Source organism: Luteimonas sp. 22616 (genome assembly GCF_052044325.1).
Lineage (GTDB): Bacteria > Pseudomonadota > Gammaproteobacteria > Xanthomonadales > Xanthomonadaceae > Luteimonas.
Genome location: NZ_JBQEMW010000002.1, coordinates 423457 through 443001 on the forward strand (window position 1 = coordinate 423457; position 19545 = coordinate 443001).

General features: G+C 69.2%; 23 protein-coding genes and 1 pseudogene. 10 read left to right on the forward strand and 14 right to left on the reverse strand.

The window, feature by feature from the left end; translation table 11 throughout:
* Positions 1 to 117: 117 nt before the first annotated feature.
* The 13 genes from ACTJIL_RS14280 to ACTJIL_RS14340 form a co-directional block, all read right to left on the reverse strand.
* Positions 118 to 402 carry a hypothetical protein gene (locus tag ACTJIL_RS14280; RefSeq protein WP_440756278.1) on the reverse strand — a complete coding sequence of 95 codons (285 nt, stop codon included), beginning with the start codon at positions 400 to 402 and terminating at the stop codon, positions 118 to 120.
* A 3-nt stretch (positions 403 to 405) separates the two neighbouring features.
* Entirely contained in the window at positions 406 to 639 is a 234-nt protein-coding gene (locus ACTJIL_RS14285; RefSeq protein WP_440756279.1) for a hypothetical protein, read from the reverse strand.
* Positions 640 to 790: 151 nt separating this feature from the next.
* Positions 791 to 1504: a hypothetical protein gene (locus ACTJIL_RS14290; RefSeq protein ID WP_440756280.1), complete on the reverse strand. Its 714-nt coding sequence runs from the start codon at positions 1502 to 1504 to the stop codon at positions 791 to 793.
* A 10-nt stretch (positions 1505 to 1514) separates the two neighbouring features.
* Entirely contained in the window at positions 1515 to 2006 is a 492-nt protein-coding gene (locus ACTJIL_RS14295) for a hypothetical protein (RefSeq protein ID WP_440756281.1), read from the reverse strand.
* On the reverse strand, positions 2003 to 3316 hold the full coding sequence (locus ACTJIL_RS14300; RefSeq protein ID WP_440756633.1) for a FliI/YscN family ATPase: 1314 nt from the start codon (positions 3314 to 3316) through the stop codon (positions 2003 to 2005). Before ACTJIL_RS14300 ends, ACTJIL_RS14295 begins: the two co-directional genes overlap by 4 nt.
* A gap of 47 nt (positions 3317 to 3363) precedes the next feature.
* Positions 3364 to 4035: a FliH/SctL family protein gene (locus ACTJIL_RS14305; RefSeq protein ID WP_440756282.1), complete on the reverse strand. Its 672-nt coding sequence runs from the start codon at positions 4033 to 4035 to the stop codon at positions 3364 to 3366.
* Between the two features lie 15 nt (positions 4036 to 4050).
* Positions 4051 to 4698 (reverse strand): hypothetical protein, encoded by a 648-nt coding sequence (locus tag ACTJIL_RS14310; RefSeq protein ID WP_440756283.1) that lies wholly within the window; start codon positions 4696 to 4698, stop codon positions 4051 to 4053.
* Positions 4699 to 4711: 13 nt separating this feature from the next.
* Positions 4712 to 5467, reverse strand: coding sequence for a hypothetical protein (locus ACTJIL_RS14315; RefSeq protein ID WP_440756284.1), 756 nt, complete (start codon positions 5465 to 5467; stop codon positions 4712 to 4714).
* A gap of 43 nt (positions 5468 to 5510) precedes the next feature.
* Complete coding sequence (locus ACTJIL_RS14320; protein ID WP_440756285.1) at positions 5511 to 5912, reverse strand: hypothetical protein; 402 nt, start codon at positions 5910 to 5912, stop codon at positions 5511 to 5513.
* A 103-nt stretch (positions 5913 to 6015) separates the two neighbouring features.
* The gene (locus ACTJIL_RS14325; protein WP_440756286.1) at positions 6016 to 6339 is read right to left on the reverse strand and encodes a hypothetical protein; all 324 of its coding nucleotides are present in this window, start codon (positions 6337 to 6339) and stop codon (positions 6016 to 6018) included.
* Positions 6340 to 6420: 81 nt separating this feature from the next.
* The gene (locus ACTJIL_RS14330; RefSeq protein WP_440756287.1) at positions 6421 to 7740 is read right to left on the reverse strand and encodes an FHA domain-containing protein; all 1320 of its coding nucleotides are present in this window, start codon (positions 7738 to 7740) and stop codon (positions 6421 to 6423) included.
* 43 nt (positions 7741 to 7783) lie between these two features.
* Positions 7784 to 9838 (reverse strand): type III secretion system export apparatus subunit SctV, encoded by a 2055-nt coding sequence (sctV, locus tag ACTJIL_RS14335; protein WP_440756288.1) that lies wholly within the window; start codon positions 9836 to 9838, stop codon positions 7784 to 7786.
* Positions 9839 to 10150: 312 nt separating this feature from the next.
* Complete coding sequence (locus ACTJIL_RS14340) at positions 10151 to 10579, reverse strand: FliO/MopB family protein (protein ID WP_440756289.1); 429 nt, start codon at positions 10577 to 10579, stop codon at positions 10151 to 10153.
* A 111-nt stretch (positions 10580 to 10690) separates the two neighbouring features.
* On the opposite strand from ACTJIL_RS14340, the gene ACTJIL_RS14345 reads away from it, so the two are divergent.
* The 7 genes and pseudogenes from ACTJIL_RS14345 (at position 10691) to sctT (ending at position 15625) form a co-directional block, all read left to right on the forward strand.
* Complete coding sequence (locus ACTJIL_RS14345) at positions 10691 to 11812, forward strand: sensor histidine kinase (protein ID WP_440756290.1); 1122 nt, start codon at positions 10691 to 10693, stop codon at positions 11810 to 11812.
* A 3-nt stretch (positions 11813 to 11815) separates the two neighbouring features.
* Positions 11816 to 12418 carry a response regulator transcription factor gene (locus ACTJIL_RS14350; RefSeq protein WP_440756291.1) on the forward strand — a complete coding sequence of 201 codons (603 nt, stop codon included), beginning with the start codon at positions 11816 to 11818 and terminating at the stop codon, positions 12416 to 12418.
* The gene (gene sctQ, locus ACTJIL_RS14355) at positions 12411 to 13520 is read left to right on the forward strand and encodes a type III secretion system cytoplasmic ring protein SctQ (protein WP_440756292.1); all 1110 of its coding nucleotides are present in this window, start codon (positions 12411 to 12413) and stop codon (positions 13518 to 13520) included. Before ACTJIL_RS14350 ends, sctQ begins: the two co-directional genes overlap by 8 nt.
* A 109-nt stretch (positions 13521 to 13629) precedes the next feature.
* Positions 13630 to 13887 (forward strand): annotated as a pseudogene (locus ACTJIL_RS14360) (hypothetical protein); the annotation flags it as partial.
* Positions 13888 to 13941: 54 nt separating this feature from the next.
* Complete coding sequence (locus ACTJIL_RS14365; protein WP_440756634.1) at positions 13942 to 14541, forward strand: EscR/YscR/HrcR family type III secretion system export apparatus protein; 600 nt, start codon at positions 13942 to 13944, stop codon at positions 14539 to 14541.
* A gap of 10 nt (positions 14542 to 14551) precedes the next feature.
* Entirely contained in the window at positions 14552 to 14818 is a 267-nt protein-coding gene (gene sctS / locus ACTJIL_RS14370) for a type III secretion system export apparatus subunit SctS (RefSeq protein WP_440756293.1), read from the forward strand.
* Between the two features lie 18 nt (positions 14819 to 14836).
* On the forward strand, positions 14837 to 15625 hold the full coding sequence (gene sctT, locus ACTJIL_RS14375; protein ID WP_440756294.1) for a type III secretion system export apparatus subunit SctT: 789 nt from the start codon (positions 14837 to 14839) through the stop codon (positions 15623 to 15625).
* Between the two features lie 21 nt (positions 15626 to 15646).
* Here the strand turns inward: sctT and sctU are convergent, their stop codons facing one another.
* On the reverse strand, positions 15647 to 16750 hold the full coding sequence (sctU, locus tag ACTJIL_RS14380; protein WP_440756295.1) for a type III secretion system export apparatus subunit SctU: 1104 nt from the start codon (positions 16748 to 16750) through the stop codon (positions 15647 to 15649).
* 252 nt (positions 16751 to 17002) lie between these two features.
* Between sctU and ACTJIL_RS14385 the strand changes: the two genes are divergently transcribed.
* The 3 genes from ACTJIL_RS14385 (at position 17003) to ACTJIL_RS14395 (ending at position 19454) form a co-directional block, all read left to right on the forward strand.
* A complete protein-coding gene (locus ACTJIL_RS14385) occupies positions 17003 to 17338 on the forward strand; it encodes a hypothetical protein (protein WP_440756296.1) in 336 nt (111 codons plus the stop codon).
* Between the two features lie 75 nt (positions 17339 to 17413).
* Complete coding sequence (locus ACTJIL_RS14390) at positions 17414 to 18109, forward strand: hypothetical protein (protein WP_440756297.1); 696 nt, start codon at positions 17414 to 17416, stop codon at positions 18107 to 18109.
* Positions 18110 to 18500: 391 nt separating this feature from the next.
* Positions 18501 to 19454: a hypothetical protein gene (locus ACTJIL_RS14395; RefSeq protein WP_440756298.1), complete on the forward strand. Its 954-nt coding sequence runs from the start codon at positions 18501 to 18503 to the stop codon at positions 19452 to 19454.
* The last annotated feature ends 91 nt before the right edge of the window (positions 19455 to 19545 follow it).

The following is a 19545-nucleotide window of genomic DNA, read 5'->3' on the forward strand; positions in this document are numbered from 1 at the left end:
GCTTCATTCCGGATTCCTGCAGCATCCGTGGCACGGATTCGCGACACGGATGTAAAGAGTAGGCAGGAATACGCGTGATGTCATCGTGGAAGCCGATAGCGGCCCCTGTCGGGGCCGCTATGGCGCAGGTGCGTTCACCGCTGACAAAGTGTCGACCACGCGCCGCGTCTTTTCGCCATCGCGTTCGCCGAGTTCGCGCGCCTTGGCGGCGAGCCACTCGTCGGCGCTTGGTTGCCCGTCCCGGGCGATGCGGTCGTTGTACTCGGGCACGATCAGCTTGAGCTCGTCCTGCAGCGAACGACGATGTTCCTCCAGATGGCGGATCAGCGTGTTCTGGTCGTCGCCGTCGATGATGCCTTCCTGGTGCAGGCGCTCGACGTCTTCGACCCACCCGCGGTTCACGGCTCAGTTTCCGCCGTTCAACGCAAGGTTCAGCGCACCGTCGTAGTTGCCCTGGAACAGCTGCTGCGCAGCCTCTGCCAGCCCGGAATCACCCAGGATGTCGCCCGACTGGCCGCTGATGGCCTGCCCGATCATGTCGCCCAGCATGCCGCCGATCATCGAGCCCAGCGGGCCGCCGATCGCGCCGCCAATGAGCTGTCCCGCCAGTTTCGCAATTCCGCCAAGATCAAAAGACATTGTCATTCTCCCTTCTGGTTTGGCCGGGATGCAGGCTCCATGTGGCGGAAGCGGGCGGTCCCGGAACGCCGTTGCAGTGTCTGCGGGCGTCGGGACGCCTCCAAGCTAGGACGTGCCCGATCTGGGGTCGACCCTAGGCAAAAGCGCGTGCTCAGCCGTGGAAATGCGGATCGATGCTGAGGGTGCCCAGATTGCGTTCGGCGAAGCGGCGGGCCAGTTCCGGCGCAGCCTCGCGGATGGCGTCGAAGCTGCTGCGCGAGCGCACGTCGGCGCGCAGCATCCAGCCCTCGGGCGTGCGGCTGAGCAGCAGGTCGGTGCCCGGCAGGGTAGCGTCGGCCATCCGCAGCAGGACGCGGCCGTCGCCGTCGCCGGCCGCGCCGCGATCGGCGGCCATCTGCTTGAGGTGGCGCTCGACCATGTCGGCGAAGGCGTTCGGATTCAGCGGCGTCGGCGCCGTGGCCTGCGGCAGGCCGTCGCGCATCGCCATCTGCGCCTGGTACAGCGCCGCCGGGTCGAGCGTCTGCTGCTGCAACGAAGTGCCGCCCGTGTCGTCGCGCTGGCGCCGCAGCGCGTCGTCCTCGTAGTGCTCGGCCGCATCCTGCCGGCCGGCGATGGCGCCTTCGTCCTGCTGCCATTTCGGCGTTTCCTGCCCTTCGCGCCGCCCGGCCTGCTGCAACGGCTGGCTGTCGTCGCCCGGCTGTCCCTGCAGGCGCGGGTCGCGCGATTCGCGCTTGCCTTGCAAGAGCCGCTGGAAGTCGTCGACCTTGTCGCGCGGCGCCGGCTCGCGGGAGCGAGTGTCGGACTTGTCGCGGCTGATGTCCTGGGTCGTCGTCTGGGTGGATGACGGGCTGCGATCAATGCTCATGGTCGTCCTCTCAATGCGTTGGCCGCGCGCCGTGATGGCGCGCGAGTAGCAGGTCGGCGGTGATGTCCTCTTCCTGCCGTGCTTCCAGTGCGCGCTGCTCGCCGCGCCAGCTGTCGCGTCGCTTCTCGAGCGCTTCCTGCCGGGCCTTGGCGCGGAAGAACGCCTCGCGCGCCTGCGCCAGTTCGTGCTCAGCCGCTTGCAGCGCCTTGTGCGCCTGCGCGAGCCGCTGGCGCGCGGCCTCCACCTGCATGCCCAGCCAGTCGATGTGCGCCTCGCGCTGGGCCAGCACGGTGGACCAGTCCACGCCGGGCGGCGGTGCATCGAGCAGGCGCGCGCGCTGGCCGCTGCGCTCGTCGCACAGCTGCAGGATCTCCTGCTCGACCCGCGTGCAGGCTTCGCGGCAGGCCTGCACCGCGCGCTGCTTCTCCAGCACCACCATCCGCGCCGCATCGGTGCGGTGTTCGCGCAGGCGCAACAGGGTGTGGAGGGGATAATGCTTCATCCGAACAGCCTTCGGACCGCGTCGGCCGACTTGTCGAACGGCACCAGCTCGCTGGCCGACTGTTGCAGCAACTGGCGCATCGGGCCGATCTTCTCGATCGCGATATCGGCGTCCGGGTCGGTGCCGCGCTTGTATTCGCCGAGCTGCAGCAGCAGCTCGATGTCCTGGTACTTGGCCAGGTACTTGCGCAGCTGGCCCGCCGCGCGCTGGTGCGTCGGCTCGGTGACGCGCGGCATCACGCGGCTGAGGCTGGTGAGCACGTCGATCGCCGGGTAGTGGTAGGCGGCGGCGAGTTTTCGCGAGAGCACGATGTGGCCGTCGAGGATCGAGCGCACTTCCTCGACGATCGGGTCGCCGCCATCCTCGTCCTCGGCCAGCACGGTGTAGAAGGCGGTGATCGAGCCCTTGTCGTTGTTGCCGGCGCGCTCGAACAATCGCGGCAGCGCGCTGAACACCGACGGCGGGAAGCCGCGCCGCGCCGGTGGTTCGCCGACGGCCAGGCCCACGTCGCGCAGCGCGCGCGCGAAGCGGGTGACCGAGTCGAGCAGCAGCAACACGCGCTTGCCCTTGTCGCGGAAATGCTCGGCGATCGCCGTGGCCACCCACGCGGCGCGGCTGCGCTCGAGCGCCGGGCGGTCGGAGGTGGCAACCACGATCACAGACTTCGCCAGACCTTCCGCGCCGAGGTTGTCGTGGATGAACTCGTTGACCTCGCGGCCGCGTTCGCCGACCAGGGCGATGACATTCACGTCGGCGTCGCCGCCGCGGGCGAGCATGCCCAGCAGCGTGCTCTTGCCGCCGCCGGCCACGGCAAAGATGCCGACGCGCTGGCCTTCGCCGGTGGTCATCGTGGCGTCGATCGCGCGCACGCCGGTGGAGAACGGACGCTCGATCAGGCTGCGGGTGAGCGGATTGGGCGAGGCGGCGTAGATCGGCGCCTCGACCGTGTCGCCGATCGGGCCCTTGTCGTCGATCGGCTCGCCGTGGGCGTCGAGGATGCGGCCGAGCAGGCCGTCGCCGGCGCGCACCGCGGCCTGCCGCCCGGTCGCATACACGGCGGTGGTGGCCGAGACGCCGTCGAGTGCGCCCAGCGGCGTCAACAGGGTCATCTGCTTCGATACGCCGACCACTTCGGCGGCGAGCCGGAAATGGGGGTCGCCTTCGCCGCGCGGATTGCGCAGCTCGCACAGTTCGCCGATCGCCGCCTTCAGGCCGGTCGCGCGGATCAGCGTGCCGTGCGCCTCGGCGACGCGGCCGACGCGCTCGATCGACTGCACCTTCGCGAGCGCGCCCAGCAGCGGGTCGACCATGTCCGGCCCGGTCCTGACCGCATCCGCCGGCGAAGTGAACGGCAGGTTCATCCGCCCTGCCTGCCGACGCCGGCGAGCGCGGTGCGGATCGCCTCGATCTGCTGCGCGACGCCGGCACGCACCTCGCCGGCCTCGGACACGACGACGCAGCTCTGCGGATCCAGGCTCACGTCCTCGACCAGCTCGATCACCCCGACCGCCGGGTGCGCCTGGCGCACCGCGCCCAGGCCGGCGGCGACCTCCTCGCGCACGGATGGGTGGACGCGGATCATCAGGAACTGTTCGGCCTGCGCGGCCTCGACCGCCTGCATCACCAGCGGCGGCACCACGGCACGCGCGTCGAAGCCCGGCGCGATGCGCGCGACGATCGCGCAGGCCAGCTCGGTGACGCGGCTGCTGGCATCGGCCAGCACCCGCGCGCGGCGCTCGTTGAGTGCGGCGAGATGCTCGGTCATCTGCTGCTGCACGCGCGCCAGGCCTTCGGCGAAGCCGTCCGCGTAGCCCTGCTCGCGCGCCCGCGCGATCTCGGCGCCAGCATCGTCATACAGCGCGTTGACCTGTTCGAGCAACGCGTCGAGCTCTTCGATGCGCTGCCATTGCCGCGCGGGCACCACGTTGCCGGCCAGTGCGCGGTCGAAGCGGCGCGGCTCGAAGACCGACACCGTGGCGGACGCGGCGGATGGCGGGGAAGCGGGGCTGCGTGCGGGCTCGGCGGACATGGCCTCGTTCCAGTGTCAGCCCGCGCGCGCGCGGGCGAGGTGGTGATCGTGCAGGAATTGCACCTGCTGCTGGGGCAGGTGCGCAGCGGCAGGGGATTCGCGCGGGTACTGCAGCAGCACCCATTCGGCGAGCGCGGGATCGCGCTGTGCCGCCCAGGCGTGCAGCTCGCCGCGGCCCTGGTGGTCGAGCAGTGCGTGCAGCGCGGCATCGTCCTGCACGCCCGCGAGGACGGAGGTCAGTTCCGCGCGCAGGTGCGCTGCGCTCGATGCCTGTACCTTGCCGTCCCAGACCTGCTTGTCCAGCGCCAGCAGGTAGCTGTTGCCCAGTGCGCGTCGCAGCTGGCGCACTGGCTCGCGCCGCACTTCGGCACGGATCGCCGGCGCGTAGGCTAGTGCGCCGACATCGCGCAGCAGCGCCGCCAGGCGCGCACGCGGCCAGCGCAGCACCGCGGCAGCGATCGCGCCGTCCGGCCGAGGCGCCAGCAATTCGCCACCGATGCCGATATCGCGCATCAGCCAACGTGCCAGCATCCTGCGCCCGAGCACGCTCTCGCGTGCGTGCTGCAGCAACCCGTCGGCGGGCAGCGCGGTTTCGCACCCATCCACGTCCGCCCGGTGGTACCAGTCGGGGTGGATCTCGGCGAACACCGCCTGCAGGCTCATCGCGCCGCCCGGTTCATCCGTTCCACACGCGCGGCGCCTGCTTGGGCTGCGCCAGGCGCGCGCGGAGGCGTCCGCCGAAAGCGATCACAAGCGCCAGCAGCACCGCGATCGCGACGGTGATCGCGATCGCCAGCGGGCTGATCGACGACAGCACCGGCATCGCGCTCGGGCTGCGCGCCGCCTGCTTGCCTGCCACCGACGTGCCGACGGTGAAGAACTTGATCGTGACCTTGTTGACGTCGTCGAGGCCCTCGATGCTGTCCTTGACGCCGACCTTCAGGTCGGTTTCGCGGTCGCGCAGGTCGGCGCCCGGCGCCTGGTAGATGAAGACCGATGCCGAGGAATCCGCCTCGTTGCCGCCCAGCGGATCACGGTCCGGCAGCGCGATCGAGACCGCGGCGTCGACCACGCCGTCGATCTTGAGCAACTTCTGCCGCATCGACTCTTCCAGGCCGAACACGTACAGCGCCTTCTCCTGCGTGGCCGACGTGGCGAAGCTGTCCTTCTTGAACAGGTCGCCCATCGTGAACGACTGGCGGCGCGGCAGGCCCTTGGCATGCAGGATCTGCATGGCCCGCGGAATATCGCCCTTGGCGATCCGCACCTCCCAGCCCTTCTTGTCGGTCGAAAGCGTCTTGTCGGCCTGGATGCCCGAGCCGAGCAGCTCCGCCATCACCTGGTTGGCCTGCTGTTCCTCGAGGTTGCTGTACAGCGCCGTGCCGCCGCAGCCGGCCAGCGCAAGGCACGCCAGCAGGACCGCCGCGATCATGGGACGCTTGTTTGCATTCGACGCTTTCATGCCGGCTCCCGCCTTACGACTGCTGCTTGAACAACTGCTGGACGCCGTCCGATGTGCGGTTGGCGACATTGGACGTCAGCTCCGCCTTGAACAGGAACTTGTGCGCTTCCATCGTCACCTGCAGCATCTGCCCGGGCGTGGGATCGGAGCCGCTGCTGGTGATCGCGTGCGACATCGCGCTGATCTTGTCGGCGCCGGTGTTGAGGTTCTCGAACGTCGACAACAGCGCGCGCATGCCTTCGGAGGGCTGCGCCGGCGCGGACACCGCCGTCGGGCTCCCGCTGGCCTTGCCGCCATTGGCGTAGGCGTCGGCGAACTGGCTGACTTCGAACATCGTCGCCTGCGGTTGCGCCGCGGGCGATGCGGCCGGATTGGCCTGCGCGGCTTCAGCCGCAACCTGGATGGCTTCAATCATTTCCGTGTCTCCTTGACCGGGATCTGGCGAATGCGGGTCGGCGCGCCATGCCCGCGCGGCGGCACCATGCCGCCACGCGCGCAGAAGCAACGCGCGGCAGGCATTACTGGCGCTTGCCCAGCGTTTCGAGGGCCTGGCCGACGCTGTTCTGCGAGGTCGCGGCGTTGTTGGACATGAACTGCATCTTCAGGCTCTCGGCGGTCAGCTTGACCATATTCGAGGGCTGGTCGCCACCGGAACTGATGACGTCGGACAGGTTGGTGATCTTCGCGGCCTGTCCGTCGAGCGTCTGGCCCCAGGCCTTGGACATCGCTTCGTACCAGCTGCCGCCATCGGTGGACGATGAACCGCCGCGCCCGACCGATGCACTGCCGACGCCTGCACGACCGATGAAGCTGGTGACCGGACTCATGGGATTGTCGTTCATGACTTTCTCTCCTGTTGTGCGATCGATCGATCGCCTTGGTAACGATGGAACCTGACGCCACGATGGCGCCGCGTGAAACGCCTACTGCTTGTCTTGCGTGCTGCCCTTGGAATCGGTACCCGCCGCGCGGGCGACGCGGCGATCGGAATCAGTGGTGTCGCCTTCGGCTTTCGCGCCTGCGTCCTGCCCGGCGATCGAAGTCCCTGCGGCCATCGCATCCGCCGCGGCCTGCTTATCGGCCGCGGCCGCGATCTCCGCCGCCGTCACCGGCTGCGGAATGATCTTGTGGAGCATGCCGTCGGCACTGACGACATGCGCCGATTCGCCGATCGAGACCAGCTTGCCCCGACCCGGCACCTCGGCACCCACCGGATACTCGGTGCCGTCGACCGCGACCAGGTGCGGCGTCTTGCCGCGCACCACCGACACGATCCGCGTCGGGCCCTGCCGGGTGGCGGCCTCGGTCGGTCCGTTGGCGGTGCGCCTGACCTGGCCCGGCTCGACGTAATTCTTGACCAGCACCTTGGTCACGCCCGGGACGTCGTCCATCGCGCGCGAGCTCGCGGCCGCACGCATCGCATCCATGTCCTCGAAGCGGCCGCTGGCCTCGACCACGCCGTTGCCCACGTAGCGGGTCTTGGCATTGATGTTCTGCGAGCGCAGCACTTCGCTGACATCGGCGGCGATCTTCTCGGCCGAGCGCAGGTCGAGCGCAGCCTCGAACCCGGCCTGCGCGACCCGGCCCTCGATGCTTTCGCGCACGCGGTCGTTCTCGACCGTGCCCTTGAGGATCGGACGGCCATGGACGTCCTCGGACACCTGGCCGTCGCGGACCTGGAACTCGGTGATCAGCGCGTTGAGCTGGCTGCGCGGATCCGCCTGCTCCTCCTGCTTCGGCATCACCGCGGCGAAGATCGCGAGCGAGGCCAGCGACAGCACCGCCAGCGCCGCCACCAGCGGCAGCTTGCGCATGCCGGTGGCGGGCGCGCGGAGGTCGTCGATGGCGAGGTCGGGCGCCAGCGATGCCCAGCCCGGATCGTGCTCCTCGCCGTAGGCGATCGCCGCTTCGCCGAGCTGGATGCGCTGCAGGCCGCGCAGTTCGACCGGATCGCCCGGATGCAGCGGCTGGCCGTCGACGCGCAGCGGCGCGTCGAGCGCACGCAGCGACGACATGCCGCCGATCAGGTTGATCAGCGCGTGATGCCGGGCGACGCCCTGGTCGGCCAGGACGATGTCGCAGTCGTCGCCGCTGCCGACCAGGATCATTTCCTGTTCGGCGAGGTCGCGGCTGGCGCCGGCATGCAGGCCCGAGAGAATGCGCAGGACGTTGGCCTGCACGGGCGCGGCCGGGTCGGGAGCGACTTCGGCGGCGACGGTGGCTTCGGGCTTCTTGGATGACATGGCTTGGCTCCTCGCGGAATTCTGCGCTGTCGTTGTTGCAGCGTTATGCATTGATCTGGCCAGCCTGCACGATGCGCAGGTCCGGGGCGAGTTCCTGGTACGACAACACCGGCAGGTCGAAGAAATCGACCTCCATCAGCTTGCGCAGGTGGCGGCGCACGTCGAGCGAACACAGCAGCACCGGGCGCGTTCCATCGGGCTGGCGCGCGAGCTGTCCGCGCACTTCGTTGCCCAGGCGTGCGGCCAGCTCGGGCGAAATCGCCAGCTGGCTCGCGCCGCCGGCCACGCGCACCGACTGGCGCAGCTTGTCCTCGAGCTCCGGATGGATCAGCAGCACGTGCAGGGTGCGGTCGGCATCGGCGTAGCGATCGGCGATCTCGCGCTTCAGGGCGACGCGCACGTATTCGGTCAGCAGCACCACGTCCTTCTCGCGACCGCCAACGTCAGTGATCGCCTCGAACGCGTCGCGCAGGTTGCGCACCGGCACGCCTTCTTCGGCCAGCCTTCGCAGCACGTCGGCCACGCGCTGCGGCGCCACCACCCGCAGCATTTCCTTGACCAGGTCCGGATAGTCGCGCTGCATCTTGCCGAACAGGTTGGAAGTTTCCTGGATGCCGATGAAGCCGCCCATGCGGCGCTTCAGCGAGCTGCGCAGGTGGTCGCTGACCATGTCGATCGGCCTGGGCGTGCCGTCGTTGGCGGCATCGGCCCATTCGCCGTTGAGGGTGGGGAAGAAGCCGGGCAATTTCGGCGCCGCTTCCATCCCGGCGCGGGCCGGGCGGAAATGGGCGTCACCGCGCATGCGCCCCGAGGCGATCCGCGCGCCATGCGCGGTGAGGCGATATTCGCCTTCGCCCAGCGCGCTGGACACGCGCACCTGCGGCACCGGGATCGGCACGCCGTATTCCTCGCGCATGCCCTGCGCGAGCCCGGCGACGCGGCTGCGGGTCTCGGTCTCGTCGCCGAGCAGGACCGCCAGCGACGGCGCGATCTCCAGCTGCAGCGGCGCGGGCGGTGCCAGGTCGTCGGCATCGACCGGCTTGCGCGACTCGACCATTTCGTCGTCCTGCACCCGGAACGCGCGCCGCAGCATCTCGAACTGATGGCGATAGCGCCACGCGCTCATCGTCAGCATCGTGATGCCGAGCGCGCCGAACACCAGCTTCGGGAAGCCCGGTACCAGGGTCATCAGCAAGGCCAGCAGCCCGGTGATCAGCAGTACCCGCGGCTGCCCGGAAATCTGCCGGGTGATCGCATCTCCCAGGTGCTTGTCGTCTTCCTCGCCGGCGGTGCGCGTGACCACCAGGCCGGCGGCGATCGTCGCCAGGATTGCCGGGATCTGCGACACCAGGCCGTCGCCGATGGTGAGGATGGAATAGGTGTGCGTGGCCTCGCCCAGCGGCATGTCGTGCTGCAGCACGCCCACGGCCAGGCCGCCGAGCAGGTTGATGATGATGATGACGATGCCGGCGATGGCGTCGCCCTTCACGAACTTCATCGCGCCGTCGAGGCTGCCGTGCAGCTGGCTTTCCACTTCCAGGTGGCGGCGCTTGCGCCGCGCCTCGTCCTTGTCGATGAGCCCTGAGCGCAGGTCCGAATCGATCGACAGCTGCTTGCCGGGCATCGCGTCGAGGGTGAAGCGCGCGGCGACCTCGGCCACGCGCTCGGCGCCCTTGGCCACGACGATGAACTGCACCACGGTGATGATCAGGAACACCACCAGGCCGACCACCAGGTTGCCGCCGGCCACCATCGAGCCGAAGGTCTGGACGATGTGGCCGCCCTCGGCGTTGAGCAGGATCGAGCGGGTGATCGCGATCGACAGCGCGAGCCGGAACAGCGTGGTCAGCAGCAGCACGCTGGGGAAGCTGGAGAACGCCACCGGCGTGGGGATGTAGATCGCCAGCAGCAGCAGGCCGAAGCCGATCGAGATGTTGACCGCCACCAGGGCGTCGATCGCCATGATCGGCAGCGGCAGGATCATCACGCTGATGATCGTGACCGCGGCGAACGCCAATACGATGTCGCTGTAGCCGGTGCGCAGGCGCGGCGCGTTACCTGCCGGCGCGGCGAAGATCGAACCGATCAGCGCGCGCACGCCAAGCCACCGCTGATGTGCGCAAGTTCCGCGTTCGCAGGCTCGCCACTCGCTGTCCGCGACAGGCCAGCGGCAAGACACCGGACGCATCCGTATGTCCTGTCGCCAGACATCGAGTACTCGTCGAAGATGATTCGAACCTGCCGCATTTGCCCCTGACCTCATGCGTCACTTTGTGGCAAATTACGATACCTTCCGGAATTCCACAAGGCGTAATGACGATGTTCAAGAGCACATCGCACATTCCGCCAGAATTCATCCAGATGAATGCAAGTCCTTGTAATGAATCGGTAATTCGGCGCTCACGACGGATTAACGCTGGGACGCTATATGACTGGGTCCGGGCTCCCGGGAGGCCTGCGATGCCGGGGCGGGTTCGAGATCCGACTGTTCCAAATTTGTGATCAAAGTCACTGTTTGAGCCCCCACTCCGACCGCAAACACGCGACCGGAGCGGGACTTCACCACTACGATCCGTTCACGGGACCCCACCGGCAGGATCTGCAGGATCGTCAGCGGCGCGTCCTGGCCGGTGAGGCCAAAGCGGCGACGGACGAAGTACAGCACGGCAACCAGGGCAACGATGATCAAGGCCAATGGCAGCAGGATCCCCAGCACTTCGCCGGCAATCGAGCCCGGCGCCACGGGCTGTGCGTCCGGTGCGGCCAGGGCCACCAGCGGGGCGCAGGCCAGCAGGACGCCGATACAGGCGGGAAGAAGCGTCGGGCGATGGGTGTTCATGGAGTTCCGGAAGGGCGGCGGGAAGTGCCGCCGGGTCGCCGGTTACCGTAGCAGCCGCGACGCGTCGGGCAACAGTCGCCCGCATTCGGCAACGATGACGGCGCGGGCAGCGTGAGCCCGGCACGCGCCAAGGCGGCCAAGGCCGCACCCGGCACCGGCAAGCGGCCGCGTGCCGCCGCCGTGGCCGCGACGCCCGGCGCGATTTCCCTGCTTGAAGCCGTGCCGTTCGCCTGTGCGGCCTACGCCCGCGACGACGGCGCGCTGGTGGCTGCCAACACCCGTTTCGGCGAAGAATTCGCCGCGCTCCCCGAACACGGCCAGCGCGACCGGCTGCTGGCGCTGTTGCGAGACGGCGCGCTCGACGAGGCCGAGCCGGCCGAAGTGCGCGCACCGCACAGCGGCCGCTGGTATGCGCTGCACTGGGGCGAGGCCGAACACGACGGCCGCGCGCTGGCGTTGCTCACCGCGATCGACATCAGCGAGCGCATCGAAGCGCTCGACTCGCACAAGTCGCAGCAGGAGAAGCTGCTGTTCACCTCGCGGATGATGTCGGTGGGCGAGATGGCGGCGACGCTGGCGCACGAACTCAACCAGCCGCTGGCGGCCATCGTGAACTATCTCAACGGCTCGCTGCGCCTGGTCGACCAGGCCGGCGGGCCGGCGCAGGTCGAGCGCGCGTTGCAGGCCGCGCGCACCCAGGCCGAGCACGCCGCGGCGGTGATCTCGCGGGTGCGCGAGTTCGTCCGTGCGCGCGAACCGCGACGCGACGCCCAGGACGTGCACGCGATGGCCGCAACCGTGCTCGAACTGCTGCGGCTGGAGGCCGAGCGCCAGCAACTGCGCATCGACATCGCGCTCAGTGCCTCGCTGCCGCCGGTCTACGCCGACCGGGTGATGGTCGAACAGGTGCTGCTGAACCTGGTCAAGAACGCGATCGAGGCGATGCGCGGCATTCCCGTGGCCCAGCGCGAACTGCGCGTGGAAGGCCGGGTGAACCTCGACGGCGAGGTCGAGATCCGCGTCTGCGACCGCGGCACCGGGCTCAGCTCGGCCGAACAGGACCAGCTGTTCTCGCCCTTCTTCACCACCAAGAACGACGGCCTCGGCATCGGCCTGGCGATCTGCCGCTCGATCATCGAGTACCACAAGGGGCGGCTGTTCTTCGAACCGCGCGAGGGCGGCGGCAGCGTGTTCGGATTCACCCTGCCGCATTACGAGGCAGGGGGGGGCTGATCCATGGGCGAGGCACGGGTATACCTGGTCGACGACAACGCGGGGTTCCGCGATTCCACCGCGTGGCTGCTGGAAACGGCGGGCTTCGAGGCGGTGCCGTTCGCGTCCGGGCCGGAATTCATCGAGGCCTACGGCGGCGACCGCCACGGCGCCGAACCCGAATGCCTGGTGTCGGACATGCGCATGCCGGAGATGAGCGGGCTGCAGCTGCAGGACGAGCTGCACCGCCGCGGCATCGTGCTGCCGCTGGTGTTCGTCACCGCGCACGGCGACGTGCCGCTGGCGGTGGAGGCGATGCGCAAGGGCGCGGCCAACTTCCTCGAAAAGCCCTTCAGCGAGGATGCGCTGGTGGACGCGATCCGCGCCGCGCTGGCCAGCGCGCGCAACCACGGCGCGGTCGGTGCGGTGGGCGAATCCCTGGCCAGGCTGAGCCCGCGCGAGCGCCAGGTGCTGGACCTGGTGATCGCCAGCAAGCCCAACAAGATCATCGCCGACATCCTCGGCATCAGCATCAAGACCGTTGAACTGCATCGTGCCAACATGATGAGCAAACTCGGGGTGCGCTCGCTGCCCGAACTGATGAAGGTAGCCCTGGGACATGCCTGACAGCGCAGTACGCAAGTCCAAGCCCGCTGCGGGGAAGGCGGCGGAACACAAGCCATCCACCGCCGCCGTTCGCGACCTGCGCGGATGCATCCCGCAAGTCGCGCCTGCGCAGGCCGAGGCGCTGCGTGGCCTGTTCGCCGCGCCGAGGCGCTGGCCGCTGGGCGATGGCGCGGTGCTGCATTTCGCGCCGGGCACCGCACCGGCGACGGAGGAAACCTTCTGCGTCGATGCCGAAGGCACGCGGCTGCGGCTGCGGCTGGAAACCGTCAGCGCGGGGCAGCCGGGGCCTTCCGGCCTGCACTGGAGCGACTACCGCGGCCGCGCCCGGCTGCTGGCCTGGAGCCTGGCCCACGAGCGTCCGCTGATGCGCCTGAGCGAGGTGCTCGGCACCTCGCTGCTGCCGCAGGAAACGGCGGACGACGATGCCGCGGACGACGACGCCGTGTGGCTCGCATTCGGCACCCACCCCGACCCGGATGCAAACCCGGAGCCGCTGCGCGGCGCGATGCGGTTCCCGCTGAACTGGCTGTCGCGCCTGCAGGGCCGCGCCGAACCGGTCTACGAGGACGATCCACTGCCGCGGCTCGATGCGCTGCACGACCTGCCGGTGCCGGTGCGGATCGGTTTCGACGGCCCACGCCTGCCGCTCGCCGACTGGCAGGGCCTGCGGCCCGGCGACGTGGTGCTGATCGGCAACGGCAGCCTGCCGCCGCTGCAGGCGCGCACGACGCAGCTGGTCTGGCCGCTGGTCGCCGCACCCGATGGCTGGCGGATCGCCGCCGCCGCGCAACCACGCCCTTCCCCTCTGGAGTCTTCCACGATGAACGACGAATCCCCCCAGGACGCCCCGGGCGCCGACACCGAGGCCGACGGCGGCGATGCCATCGCACGCAACCTGCCGGTGCAGCTGGCCTTCGACATCGGCCGGCTCGAGGTCAGCATCGGCGACCTGGCCGCGCTGCAGCCGGGTTATGTCTTCGCGCTGCCGGCGCAGCTGCAGGGCGCCAACGTCACCATCCGCGCCAATGGCCGCACCGCAGGCCGCGGCGAGGTGGTGGCGGTGGGCGACACCCTCGGCGTGCGCCTGCTGGCCTGGGAATGAAAACCTCCTGACCTGATTCCGCGGCAGCGGCCATGGCCGCGATGCCCGACCGCGATTGCGGCCATGGCCGCTCCCACACACCACCGGACCGTCAACACCAAGGCCACACATGGATTTCAACACCCTCGACCCGGCACTGGTCATCCTCACCGTCGTCAGCCTCGCGCTGGCGCCGTTCGTGGCGGTGATGGTGACCTCGTTCACCAAGATCGTGGTGGTGCTGAGCCTGCTGCGCAACGCGCTGGGCCTGCAGCAGGTGCCACCCAACGTGGTCATCAACGGCCTGGCGATTGTGCTGTCGATCTACGTGATGTATCCGGTGATCCTCGACACCCAAGCGGCGATCGAGGCGCGCAAGAACGGCCAGCCGCCGCCGGTGCCGTCGCTGCTGGCCAAGCCCGCGCCGCGCCCGGCACCGGTCGTGACCACGGAGCCGCCGCCGGCCACTTCGCCTGCCGCCGCCGATGGCGAAGCCGCGGCCGCGGCGGCCGCCGCGCGTGCCGGCGCACGTGGCCCGTCCTTCGCCAACGTGCGCGACGGTCGCGACGAAACACCGCCCACCCCGACCGCCGCCGAGAACGCCGCCGCGGAGCAGGCCGAGGCCCTGCCGCCGCTGCCCGAAAAGGGCGTGGCGCGGATGCTCGGGCTGGCGAATGCCGGCAAGGAACCGCTGCGCGCGTTCCTGCTGCAGCATTCGAACAACGCCGAGCGCGCGTTCTTCCTACGCAGCGCCCAACGGCTGCTGCCACCGGCGCATCGCGACGAAATCAGCGCCGACCACTTCCTGGTCGTGGTGCCGGCATTCACCGTCAGCGAACTCACCGCGGCGTTCCAGATCGGCTTCCTGATCTTCCTGCCGTTCCTGGTGATCGACATGGTGGTGGCCAACATCCTGCTGGCGCTGGGCATGATGATGCTGTCGCCCACCACTATTTCGCTGCCGTTCAAGCTGCTTTTGTTCGTGCTGATCGACGGCTGGGCCAAGCTGGTGCATGGCCTCGTGCTGACCTACGGCAGCTGAGGAGGACGCCATGAACGAGGTGATCGAACTCACCAAGCAGGCACTGTGGCTGACGCTGATCCTGTCGGGGCCGCCGGTGGGCGCGGCCGCGCTGGTGGGCCTGCTGGTCGCGTTCCTGCAGGCGGCCACCCAGCTGCAGGAGCAGACGTTCGCCTACGCGCTGAAGTTCTTCACCATCGTGGTGACGTTGTTCATCACCGCGGCGCTGATCGGCGGCACGTTGTACACCTTCGCCGACCGGATCTTCGTCGACTTCCCCGGCCTGGTCCGGCACTGACGCGGACTGCCTTTCCCGATGCAGTTCGAGCAATTCCTCGGCAATCCGATGCTGGCCCTGGGCCTGACCCTGCCACGCATCGCCGGCGCCTTCATCATGCTGCCGCTGCTGACCCAGCAGAACATGCCGGCGATGGTGCGCAACAGTTTCCTGGTGAGCCTGGCGATCGTGGCGCTGCCGGTCGCGTTGGCGGGGCTGCCGGACACCGGCATGGAAATGTCGACGATGGCGCCGATCGTGCTCAAGGAGCTGTTCATCGGCATCGCCATCGGCTTCGTCTTCGGCATCGTGTTCTGGGCGATCGGCGCGGCCGGCAACATCCTCGACACCCAGATCGGCATGAGCATGGCGTCGATCTTCGACCCGATCCAGGGCCACCAGACGTCCCTGCACGGGCAGTTCCTGTCGCAGCTGGCGGCGTGGCTGTTCATGGCCAGCGGCGCGTTCCTGGTGTTCCTCGACCTGCTGCTGACCAGCTATTCGGTGTGGCCGGTGATGTCGTTCTTCCCCGCCATCCAGATCTCCGGCATGCACCTGTTCGTCGGCCAGTTCAGCTACCTGATGACGGCCGCGCTGATGCTCGCGGCGCCGGCGGTGGTGATCATGCTGATCATCGACCTGTCGTTCGGCCTGGTGAACCGCTACGCGCCGTCGTTGAACGTGTTCGCGCTGACGCTGCCGATCAAGGCCTGGCTGGCGACCGCGATCATCCTGCTGATGCTCGGCTCGCTGATGGAATTCATCATCCAGCGCCTCGGCGACAGCCGCGGCTTCCTCGACGTGCTGCAGCGGGTGTTCACCCCGTAGGCTGATTCCGTAATCCGCCAGCTAGGCGGGCGGCCCGCCATCGCCGCCGCTTCCGCTTCCATCGCCGATCTCGCGGCGCATGCCCTCGGCCCAGTGCAGCACTTCGGCCACCGCGTCGAAGAACTCGCTGCCGATGTAGTTGTCCAGCTCGACCTTTTCGTTCAGGCCGCGCGCCAGCTGCACGTTCTGCAGGATCGGCACGCCGGCTTCCTCGGCGGTCTTCCTGATCAATGCGGCGATGCCGTCCTCGCCCTTGGCGACCACGACCGGCAGGTCGTCGACGCCGTGTTCGTACTGCAGGGCCACGGCAATGTGGGTGGGATTGGTCACGACGACATTCGATCCTCTGACGGCACTGAGCATGTTCTGCTGCGACCACTCCTGGTGCAACTGCCGGCGCCGCGACTTGATGTAGGGGTCGCCCTCGTTCTCCTTGACCTCCTGGCGGATGTCGCGCCGGCTCATGCGCAGCTGCTTGGTGTAGGAGAACTTCTGGTACCAGGCGTCGAGCACCGAGACGAAGAAGAACACGAAGATCGTCCAGATGCCGATGCGCAGCAGCGCGTACCAGATCGCAGAGCCGATCGCCGCCGGTGGCGAGGACGGCAACCGCAGCAGCGCCGGCATCATGCCCCACAGCACGAAGCCGCCGATGAAGATCAGCGCGGCGCTCTTGATCACCGACTTCACCAGCTCGACCAGGTTGTCCATCGAGAACATCTTCTTGATGCCCTCGACCGGGTTGAGCTTGTCGAGCTTGGGCGTGAGCTTCTTGATCGTGACCAGCGGCCCGACCTGCAGGAACTCCACCAGCACGCCGAGGAACAGCGCCAGCGCCAGCAGCGGCAGCGACAGCCACAGCAGGGTGTCGAACGCCATCCGGCCGACGTCGTGCATGCTGATCGCGAATGGCTGGCCGATCGCGCCGATGCTGGCGTCGAACAGCTCCCGCATCTTGCGGTACATGAAGCCCATCATCAGCCAGCCGCCGACCAGCCATCCGAGCACCAGCACCGTGCTGGTGAGCTCCTTGCTCTTGGCGACGTTGCCTTCCTTGCGCGCGTCCTTGATCTTTTTCGGGGTCGGCTTTTCGGTCTTGTCGGCGCCCTTGTCCTTGTCTGCCATGCCGGCCTCTGGTGCAAACGGTGTGATGCAACGCATGTCGGGGCAGGCTAGCATGGCGCCTGTCGATGACGGCCCGGCACCGCGGCGTCGTTCCATGCACTCGATGCGCAGCTGAACACGCGATGCGCAACTGAACGGCGGCCGTCATGACCCTGTCATCTAGGGTTGCCCCCAGATGGCTGAACAGGCACCGCGGCGCTATCTTCCCGTCATCGCCGCCAATGCGGCCCACGCAGGTTCCAGCGCAGTCCCATGAGCACCATCGGCAGTTCCGATCCGCACCTGAACCGAGCCGGCCTTGGCCGCCTCGACGGGCAGGTGTCGCTCGAGGAACTGCGTGGTCGCGAACAGGGCACCGGCGCGGGACAGGTTGCGGGCCTCGAACAGCTTCGCGGTACCGCACCCGACGCCCGCACGCCCAGCACCGACGCCGGCGAAGACGTGCTCAACGCCGCCGCCTGGGATGGCGTGCCTGCGGGCCTGCGGATGCTGGCCGGCGACCACGGCTTCGAAGCGCAGCTGGGCGCGATGGAGCTGTCCAGCGCCGCCGACAGCGCCGCCGACGCCATCCTCTCGGCCATCGGCTGATCCGCACGCCGGGTTTGCTCGCCTGATCCGGGCGCGACGCCTAGACTGGCGCGCATCGATTCCCCGGGCGACGCCATGAACGCTCACGCCTCCTCCCACCCGGTGCCCACGCCGACCGAACTGCGTGCCGCCGCCGACCGGCTGGTGTCCGCGCTGGCCGCGCACAGCGACCCCGAGTACCGCCTGACCGTGCTCAAGCGCCTGGTGCGGCGGCTGGGCGAGGAACGTTATCCGCTGTTCCTGCGCCTGCTGGGCGTGGTCGCCGAGAGCGACGACGCGCGCGCGCAGCGGCTGCTGGCCGAGACGTTCGGCACCGCGCTGCGGCGCATGGACATGCCCGGCGGCGCGCTGAGCTCCTGGGGCGCGGCACGCCTGCCCGACAACACCGGTCCGCTGGACGCAAGCGCCTTCTCCGGGCGCTTCTTCGGCGCCACCCCGCAGCGGCTGCTGGGACCGGTGGAATACCTCACCGTGTGGCACCTGCAGCGCACCCAGCGCACCGCGCTGGGCGCGGCCACGTTCCGCACCGCGCTGTCGCGAATGATCGCCCTGCTCAATCGCAGCGACGACGCCCGCGCGCTGTATCCGCAGAAGCTCGCCGCCGACGCCCAGAACGAACTCGAGGGCGCCTATACCCGCGCCACCCGCGAACGACTGGCGGCGATCGCGGCGGCGTGGAAGGCCGGCCGTTCGCCGGACGAGGTCGCCCAGGCCGCGCTCGACGCGCAGGCGGCCGACACGCCCGCCCACTGGGTGGTGCGCGACCTGTAGGCGGCCAGCCCCACAACCATGAGGGAGTTTTCCCGTAAGAGCGGCTTCAGCCGCGAGCTTTTTGGGGCGGCGCGGTATGCGGTGGCACTGTGCGCTGAGAACGCGCTGTCGATACCGAAGGTCTTGTTCCATTCCGAGCGCAGCGAGGGATCTTGCCCTGCTCCAACCCAGGCCGGATCCCTCGCTGCGCTCGGGATGACATAGAGAGAGCGGCCTCCTTTCCCTTCGCTCGCTGCTCGTCTCTCGCCGCCAGAAGCTCGCGGCTGAAGCCGCTTCTGCCGAAAGCGGTTGCGATTCGCGCAAGCGCGCACCCGGTCACACCCGGGGAACCTGAACTTGCGACACCCGGCCCCCCCGGCCAAGATGCCGGCTGCCCACCGGGGACCGACACATGCGCCATCGTTGCTGGATCCCGCTGCTGCTGGCGTGCCTGTGCACCCTCGCGGCGGCCTGCCGCCCGGCGCCCGACACTCCCATCCCCGCAACACCGGCACCCGGCGCGGACAAGCCGGCACAGGCCGTGCGCCTGCTGACTCGCCATCTCCGCGACAACGCCCTGGATGCCTACGCCCGCGATGCGGTCCCGCCCGACCTCCACGCCCGGCTCGAGACGGCCTGGCGCGAGGGCCGCACGCGCTGGCCGCTGGACGAACTGCCGCTGGGCGAACACCTGCCCGGGGTGCTGGCGGCGCTGGAAAAACCGGATGCGGAAGCGCACTGGCGCAAGGTCTTCGATCGCCAGTTCGCCCACGCCGACCGCGAGATCGACTCCACCGCCGCGACCCTGGGCCTGTTCGGCGTCCAGTACGTCCAGAACGAGGGCGACTTCAGCGAATCCGAACGCGAGCACTACACCCAGATCGTCGCCGCGATGAGCCGCTGGGCGCAGTCGGCGCCATTGTCCGACCCCGGCCGCGCGCATGCCGCCCTCCCGCGCCTGGCGGCCGCGGCGCGCCAGACCGGGCTGGCCTCCGAGGCCGATTTCGCCCGCTTCGGCATGGACGACAGCCTGCGCCGGATGGCCCCGTTCGCCGCCGCGGTCAAGCAGGCGCTGGCCGGCTACGGGCTGGACCTTGACGCCAGCCTGGCCGCGCTGGACGCCAGCCTGCAGTCGCAGACCGGCGACACCGCGCGGGTACGGATGCGCTACCAGCTGGGCGGCGAGCCGGTCGACACCGTGGTCGAGGTCGAGCGCCACGACGGCCGCTGGTACCTAAGCGACGTGCTGCGCCACGCCCGCGCGGCGCTGGAGCGGCCGGCCGCCGCCCCCGTGGCGCCGACGACCGCGCCGGGCCCGGCCAACAAACCCCGCCCGGCGGCGGCAGGGCGACCGCCTTCGGCATAATGCCGGCGATGCCGACCCAGCCGAACCTGTTCGAACCCGACCCGAAGCCATCCGGCAGCGCCGCCGATGTCCCGCAGGGCGAATCCGCGCG

What these genes read in the sequence shown, in the direction of transcription:
- ACTJIL_RS14350 (WP_440756291.1), top strand. Translation starts at nt 11,816, where the DNA reads ATGGGCGAGGCACGGGTATACCTGGTCGACGACAACGCGGGGTTCCGC.
- sctQ (WP_440756292.1), top strand. Translation starts at nt 12,411, where the DNA reads ATGCCTGACAGCGCAGTACGCAAGTCCAAGCCCGCTGCGGGGAAGGCG.
- ACTJIL_RS14295 (WP_440756281.1), bottom strand. Translation starts at nt 2,006, where the DNA reads ATGAAGCATTATCCCCTCCACACCCTGTTGCGCCTGCGCGAACACCGC.
- ACTJIL_RS14305 (WP_440756282.1), bottom strand. Translation starts at nt 4,035, where the DNA reads ATGTCCGCCGAGCCCGCACGCAGCCCCGCTTCCCCGCCATCCGCCGCG.
- ACTJIL_RS14315 (WP_440756284.1), bottom strand. Translation starts at nt 5,467, where the DNA reads ATGATCGCGGCGGTCCTGCTGGCGTGCCTTGCGCTGGCCGGCTGCGGC.
- ACTJIL_RS14330 (WP_440756287.1), bottom strand. Translation starts at nt 7,740, where the DNA reads ATGTCATCCAAGAAGCCCGAAGCCACCGTCGCCGCCGAAGTCGCTCCC.
- ACTJIL_RS14285 (WP_440756279.1), bottom strand. Translation starts at nt 639, where the DNA reads ATGTCTTTTGATCTTGGCGGAATTGCGAAACTGGCGGGACAGCTCATT.
- ACTJIL_RS14300 (WP_440756633.1), bottom strand. Translation starts at nt 3,316, where the DNA reads ATGGTCGACCCGCTGCTGGGCGCGCTCGCGAAGGTGCAGTCGATCGAG.
- ACTJIL_RS14395 (WP_440756298.1), top strand. Translation starts at nt 18,501, where the DNA reads ATGCGCCATCGTTGCTGGATCCCGCTGCTGCTGGCGTGCCTGTGCACC.
- sctU (WP_440756295.1), bottom strand. Translation starts at nt 16,750, where the DNA reads ATGGCAGACAAGGACAAGGGCGCCGACAAGACCGAAAAGCCGACCCCG.
- sctT (WP_440756294.1), top strand. Translation starts at nt 14,837, where the DNA reads ATGCAGTTCGAGCAATTCCTCGGCAATCCGATGCTGGCCCTGGGCCTG.
- ACTJIL_RS14390 (WP_440756297.1), top strand. Translation starts at nt 17,414, where the DNA reads ATGAACGCTCACGCCTCCTCCCACCCGGTGCCCACGCCGACCGAACTG.
- ACTJIL_RS14340 (WP_440756289.1), bottom strand. Translation starts at nt 10,579, where the DNA reads ATGAACACCCATCGCCCGACGCTTCTTCCCGCCTGTATCGGCGTCCTG.
- ACTJIL_RS14290 (WP_440756280.1), bottom strand. Translation starts at nt 1,504, where the DNA reads ATGAGCATTGATCGCAGCCCGTCATCCACCCAGACGACGACCCAGGAC.
- ACTJIL_RS14325 (WP_440756286.1), bottom strand. Translation starts at nt 6,339, where the DNA reads ATGAACGACAATCCCATGAGTCCGGTCACCAGCTTCATCGGTCGTGCA.
- ACTJIL_RS14310 (WP_440756283.1), bottom strand. Translation starts at nt 4,698, where the DNA reads ATGAGCCTGCAGGCGGTGTTCGCCGAGATCCACCCCGACTGGTACCAC.
- ACTJIL_RS14385 (WP_440756296.1), top strand. Translation starts at nt 17,003, where the DNA reads ATGAGCACCATCGGCAGTTCCGATCCGCACCTGAACCGAGCCGGCCTT.
- ACTJIL_RS14320 (WP_440756285.1), bottom strand. Translation starts at nt 5,912, where the DNA reads ATGATTGAAGCCATCCAGGTTGCGGCTGAAGCCGCGCAGGCCAATCCG.
- sctS (WP_440756293.1), top strand. Translation starts at nt 14,552, where the DNA reads ATGAACGAGGTGATCGAACTCACCAAGCAGGCACTGTGGCTGACGCTG.